The 6,157-nt window shown below is 56.2% G+C and carries 5 protein-coding genes and 1 pseudogene; all 6 read left to right on the top strand.

Features of this window, described 5'->3' with window-relative positions; genetic code table 11:
• A pseudogene (locus ACWIZX_RS14940) lies at window positions 1-955 on the top strand (ABC transporter substrate-binding protein); the annotation flags it as partial.
• A gap of 79 nt (window positions 956-1,034) precedes the next feature.
• On the top strand, window positions 1,035-2,177 hold the full coding sequence (locus tag ACWIZX_RS14935; RefSeq protein ID WP_448336355.1) for an ABC transporter permease: 1,143 nt from the start codon (window positions 1,035-1,037) through the stop codon (window positions 2,175-2,177).
• Complete coding sequence (locus ACWIZX_RS14930; protein WP_448336354.1) at window positions 2,174-3,514, top strand: ABC transporter permease; 1,341 nt, start codon at window positions 2,174-2,176, stop codon at window positions 3,512-3,514. The genes ACWIZX_RS14935 and ACWIZX_RS14930 overlap by 4 nt, the downstream gene beginning before the upstream one ends.
• A gap of 6 nt (window positions 3,515-3,520) precedes the next feature.
• A complete protein-coding gene (locus ACWIZX_RS14925) occupies window positions 3,521-4,495 on the top strand; it encodes an ABC transporter ATP-binding protein (RefSeq protein ID WP_448336353.1) in 975 nt (324 codons plus the stop codon).
• Between the two features lie 2 nt (window positions 4,496-4,497).
• Entirely contained in the window at window positions 4,498-5,535 is a 1,038-nt protein-coding gene (locus tag ACWIZX_RS14920; RefSeq protein ID WP_448336352.1) for an ABC transporter ATP-binding protein, read from the top strand.
• 171 nt (window positions 5,536-5,706) lie between these two features.
• Entirely contained in the window at window positions 5,707-5,901 is a 195-nt protein-coding gene (locus ACWIZX_RS14915) for a hypothetical protein (RefSeq protein ID WP_448336351.1), read from the top strand.
• The last annotated feature ends 256 nt before the right edge of the window (window positions 5,902-6,157 follow it).

The following is a 6,157-nucleotide window of genomic DNA, read 5'->3' as shown; positions in this document are numbered from 1 at the left end:
CGGCAGCCCCTTCTCCGCGGGTGACGTAGTGTTGGGCATCATCCTGACCTTCGACCGCGGCAAGGAAGCCAGCCCGTACTATGACGAATCGGTTGTGCCGGCTCTGGAGTCCTTCCTCTCGTCTTTCAAGGGCGTCAAGATCGTTTCGACCGATCCGCTGGTCATCGAGACCTACTCCGACCTGTGGAATCTGGATGCCGAGTTGAACGTTGACTCGTGGTGGCCGTTCTACGCTCAGGGTCAGGCGGCCTGGCACGCACTGGCGATCGGTTTGAAAGCCGACGGCGCCGGTGAAGCGGCCTTCTCCTCTGCCAAAGCGGACGCCAACGAGATCGAATGGCTGTCCTACATCTCCGGTCCGACCATTGACATCCTTGAAGCCAAACTGGATGAGGCGACCACAGAAGACTTCATCCCCTACGCCCCGACGCTGGGTGAGTTCGTCAGCGCCAACGAGGCGGAAGACCGCTACGCCAATCTGGCGGAGTGGTTCCGCGTGCGCGGTCACTTCTGGGTAGGCACGAATGTGTTCTATCTGGAACGCGCCTTCCCGGTGGAAGGTACCGTCGTGCTGCGCCGCTACAACGACTACTCCGAACCGGCCGATAAATGGCTGCGCTTCTCCGCGCCGCCCATCGCCGAAGTTGAGGTGGATGGTGACGACCGCGTGACCATTGGCAGCGAAGCCTCCTTCGATGTCTTTGTGGACTTCGAGGGGCAGCCTTACCCGCTGGCCGATATTGACAATGTCAAATATCTGGTCTTCGATGCCAAGGGTGAGCTTGTGCTGGTCGGTCAGGCAGAAGCCGTGGAAGATGGCCTGTTCCAGGTCAAATTGAGCGGCGCCGACACCGGCAAACTGACGGAAGGCGCCACCCGCCTTGAGGTGGTGGTGGTTTCCAAACGGGTTGCCGTGCCGTCGTTCGGCTCCTTCCAGTTTGTGACTGCCCCGTAAGGGTTACCCAATTAACCAAGTGGAGGGGCGAGGACAAAACCTCGCCCCTCTCCTACCGGATGAAGGATGAAAAATTCATATGACGGAAGCGACTCAGTCCCCTGTGACGGCCTCCCCATCCTCGCTTGAAAAGAAAGCTGCAGCCAGTACCTTATCTCGATTAGCCAAGTACACGCTCGTAAAAATCCTCACCCTGGGGATTACCATTGTTATCGGTGTCTATCTGACGATTATCATTGCCAATATGGGGGGAGAAGTAGATAACATTCGCCGCGGCGAAATCCGTGAGCGGATCGCACTGGGCGTCAGCATGAATCAGGAAATGCGCCGTCTGCCTGCTGAAGAGCGTAACAAGCTGATCAATGATATGGTGCGCCTTGAAGAAAAGCGTTTGGGGATGGACCGTCCGTTTATCTTGCGCAGTTTCAGCTACCTGGCAGACGCCATGTCCCTCAATCTGGGGCGTGCCCAGTACCTGACCAGCGACAGTGGTTCTAAAACCGTGCGCCTCATCATTCTGGAACGCCTGCCACCTACCCTGGTCTTGTTCGGCACGGCGAATTTGCTGCTCTTCTTTTCCGCCTTATTCATTGCGTTGGGACTTTCCCGTCATTACGGCAGCTTTTTCGACCGGCTGGTCATCGCTCTGGCGCCTACTTCGGCAGCCCCTGGCTGGTTTTACGGCATCTTCCTGATTCTCATCTTTGCCGCGGTGCTCAACATCCTGCCTTACGGCGGTATGGTGGATGCCCCGGTGCCGGATACGACCATTGGGTACGCGCTCAGCCTGCTCAAGCACATGATTCTGCCTACTCTGGCGATTTTCATGAGCTCGATTTTTGTCACCATTTACGGTTGGCGTACCTTTTTCCTCATCTTTTCCAGCGAAGATTACGTGGAAATGGCCAAAGCCAAAGGGCTTTCTTCGCAGATGATCGAACGCCGCTACATTTTGCGTCCGACCATGCCCAATATCATCACCAACTTTGCCCTGCTGATTATTGGTTTGTGGTTTGGGGCAATCATTCTGGAAACGGTCTTCAACTGGCCCGGACTTGGCCGCCTGTTCTACCGGGCGATTGGTTTGTTCGATACGCCGGTGATCGTCGGTGAAACGGTGATTTACGCTTACCTGCTGGCTATCACCGTCTTTTTACTGGATTTCATCTACGCGCTGGTTGATCCGCGCGTCAAAGTTGGAGGCGAGGGTCCCAAAGCATGAATACGTTGAAAAATGCTTTCCGCGACATTGCTCAATATCCCTCTGCGGTGGTCGGTTTGGTGATCATCGTATTGCTGGTTGCCTTTGCGATTTATGCCGTGGCAACCATTCCGTATAATGAAGCCATTCGCCTGTGGCGGGGGGGCGAGTCGGTGTGGGGCGACTATCCGCGCAATGCTGCCCCGGTTTGGACGAACTGGTTTTCGGCAGTCAAGAAACCCGAAACCCTGATCCTGACCACGGATGATGAACGTGTGAAGAAAGAAATTCAGACGGTTGGCAGCAATCAGGAAGTGATCATGCACTATGTTTTTGACTACCAGTATGATGACTTTCCGCAGGAATTGATCATTTTCTTTACCTCGACCTACGATGTAAAACAACCCCACATTTCCATGAAGTGGATCACTCCGGACGGCCGCGAACTGCGCATGAGCCAGATGTCGGTGCGCAGGTCCGACCAGTACCGTTTTGAACTGGACGAGCGCCTCAAGCGGCGGATTAAGGACATGACGATTACGCAGGGGCTGTTTGCCCAGCCGGATATTCTGCCGCCGACGGTGCTGAAAGGGCAGTACGAACTGCAAATTTCGGCGCTGTTGTTTGAACCCAATGCGGAAGTGGATGCCAAACTGGTGATCTACGGCAAGGTACACGGCCTGGCCGGCACCGACCACATCCGCCGTGACCTGATGGTAGCCATGCTGTGGGGTGCGCCGATTGCGCTGGCGTTTGGTATTCTGGCCGCCCTCGGCACCAGCGTGTTGAGCATGATCATCGCCGCTACCGGGGCGTGGTTTGGCGGCGCGGTGGATGAAATCATCCAGCGCGTTACCGAAGTCAACCTGGTGCTGCCGGTGCTGCCCATTTTGATTATGATCGGTACGCTTTATTCGCGCTCGATTTGGATCATTTTGGGCGCAGTAGTGGCGTTGAGCATCTTCTCCTCCTCGATCAAAACCTTCCGTGCCATCTTCATGCAGATCAAGGAAGCGCCTTACATCGAGGCGGCCCGTTCTTACGGGGCGGGTAATGTGCGCATCATCTTCAATTACCTGATTCCGCGCCTCATCCCGGTGCTCATCCCCGGCTTTGTAATCGGCATTCCCAGCTACGTGTTTTTGGAAGCCTCGCTGGCGGTGCTGGGATTGGGCGATCCGGTGCTGCCCACCTGGGGCAAGGTGATCAACGATGCTCAGGCGCAGGGGGCGCTCTTCAACGGTTACTATTACTGGGTGCTGGAACCGGCTGTTTTACTGATGATTACCGGTTTGGCGTTTTCCATGTTGGGGTTTGCCCTCGACCGTATCTTCAATCCCAGACTGCGGGGGGTGTAGGAGATCATGCCAGAAAAAACATTACTGCGTGTTGAAGATTTGAAACTCTACTTCCGCGCCACCCGGGGTGTGGTACAGGCGGTGGATGGGGTCAACTTTACCCTCAACCCCAACGAAGCGATGGTCATCATCGGCGAGTCGGGCTGCGGCAAGAGTTCCATGGCAAAGGCTTTGCTGCGCCTCTTGCCGCGCAATGTACATACCTATGCGGGAAAGGTGTACCTCAACGGCAGCGAATTGATGTCCATGTCGGACGAGGAATACCGCCAGCAGATTCGCTGGTTGAAAATTTCCATGGTGCCGCAGGCAGCCATGAACGCCCTCAACCCGGTGCTGCGCGTGGGCGATCAGGTTGCCGAGCCGATGATGGTGCATCACGGTGTACGCAAAGAAGAAGCACTGGTACAGGCCGCCAATATGTTCCAGCGCGTGGGTGTGCCGGTGGATTTCCTCACCCGCTACCCGTTTGAATTGAGCGGCGGGATGCGCCAGCGCGCGGCGATTGCCATGGCGCTGGTGACTGCGCCGGATCTGGTCATTCTGGATGAGCCAACTTCGGCGCTGGATGTGCTGACCCAGGCCAACATCATGAACCTGCTCAAGCGCATCAAAAAGGAAATTGCCACCAGCTTCATTCTCATCACCCATGATATTGCCACCTCCAGCGAACTGGCTGACCGGGTGGGCGTGATGTATGCCGGGCAAATGGTGGAGTTGAGCGATGCTTACCGCTTCTTCACTGCGCCGCTGCATCCCTACTCGCAGAAGTTGATGGCATCCGTGCCCAAACTGCGCAGCACGGTGGAGCCGGAGTTTATCACCGGTCAGCCGCCCAGTCTGATCAATCCGCCCACCGGTTGCCGTTTTGCGGCGCGCTGCCCGCTGCGTTTTGAAAAGTGCGATCAAGATCCGCCCATGTTTCAACACCCGGACGGGCGGCAGGTCAAATGCTGGCTGTACGAAAAAGAGGCAAGGAGTTAAGGATGACCGTTCAGGATGCAGTAGTACAACAAAACGCCTTGTCCGGCAACGAAGCGGTTGAAAATGCCCCGCTGCTTTCCATTCAAAACCTGCGGGTGTGGTTCGAGCTGCGCCGCTTTGGTTTTGGTCACGCCGGTTATGTCAAAGCGGTGGATGATGTCAGTTTTGACCTGCAGCAGGGCGAGGCTGTCGCCGTGGTGGGTGAGTCGGGCTGCGGCAAATCCAGCCTGATGAAAACCATTCTGGGACTCAACCGCCCCACCCAGGGCGATGTGGTCTTTCAGGGCAAGTACCGCATCAGCCAGATGGATGCCAATACGCTGCGCTGGTACCGCCGGCAGGTGGGATACGTGCAGCAGGACCCTTACGGCGCACTGCCCCCCTTTATGAATGTTCAGCGCATTCTGGAAGAGCCAATGATTGTGGCCGGCATCAAGGATAAAAAAGAACGGCTGGAGCGCATCCACAAGGCGCTTACCGAGGTCAAAATGACGCCGGTGGATGAGTTTTTACCAAAATTCCCGCATATGATCAGCGGCGGCCAGCAGCAGCGGGTGGTGATTGCCCGCGCGATGATTCTGGAACCCAAACTGCTGGTTGCCGATGAGCCGGTTTCCATGCTGGATGCTTCGGTGCGGGTGGAAATCCTCAAACTGCTGCGCGGTTTGCAGGAATCGCACAATCTGGGCGTGATCTACATTACCCACGACCTTTCGACGGTGCGCTACTTCTCCGAGCGGATTTTTGTGATGTACGCCGGGCAGATTGTGGAAAAATCGCCGGTGGATAACCTGTTGCAGGATGCCAAGCATCCCTATACCCATGCGCTGCTGGCAGCCACCTCCGACCCGGACGCGCGCAACGCCGAAACCTTCAAGGAAGTGCCGCCGGGCGAGCCGCCCAGTCTGGTCAAACCGCCGGCCGGCTGCCGCTTTCATCCGCGCTGCCCGCACATCATCCGCGGTGAGTGCGATGTGAATGTGCCGCCGGAATTTGAAGTTGGGCCGGATCATACCGCCGCCTGCTGGCTGTACAAATAATGTGAACTTGACCGAAGTGCAAAACCTGACTGGTAACGTAGCTACCCCCTCCCGCCTCCCCCAAAATCGCTGGGGCGATTTTAGGGGAGGTGCAGGTGGGGGCTGAAATTGCTCAAGCGGATGGGGAAGGGATTTACCCCGAACTGAGGTTAGATAAAAAAGATGTTACGAATGGGACCCAAAGGTATGATGGCTATCGGCGCCGGGCTGCTTTTCTTCGGCGCCGCTGCCCCATTCCTGATGATTTTACGCATCTGGGAAACCTCCTTTTGGTTGAGTTTCCTTTCATATGCGGCTTCCATCAGCGGGCTGGTGATCGGCTTTCTGGGTATTTTTCTCTACATCCGCATTCACCGGCGCGATTAAGACCATTTTTTGAGCAAACTGGCAGTAAGATTTAGATCTGAAGGCTGCTTTACCTTGGTGGTGAGTTGCCTGCACTGGTGTTGATTTCCCTCCCTCACAGGCGCGGGAGAAAGCCCCTCAGGAGATTGCCACCCTTGCTGCGCTCGTTCAAAAGGACATTAAACAAGCACGTCATTCTGTGCGCAGCGACATAAACAAGAAATCTCACGCCGAGCAAAGCGGCACTCACCGGTGCTGGCGAAAATCACCCCCACCC

It is taken from the genome of Bellilinea sp., assembly GCF_053501535.1.
The sequence above is the reverse complement of the archived record's forward strand: the minus strand, read 5'-3'. Positions and strand labels throughout refer to the sequence as shown.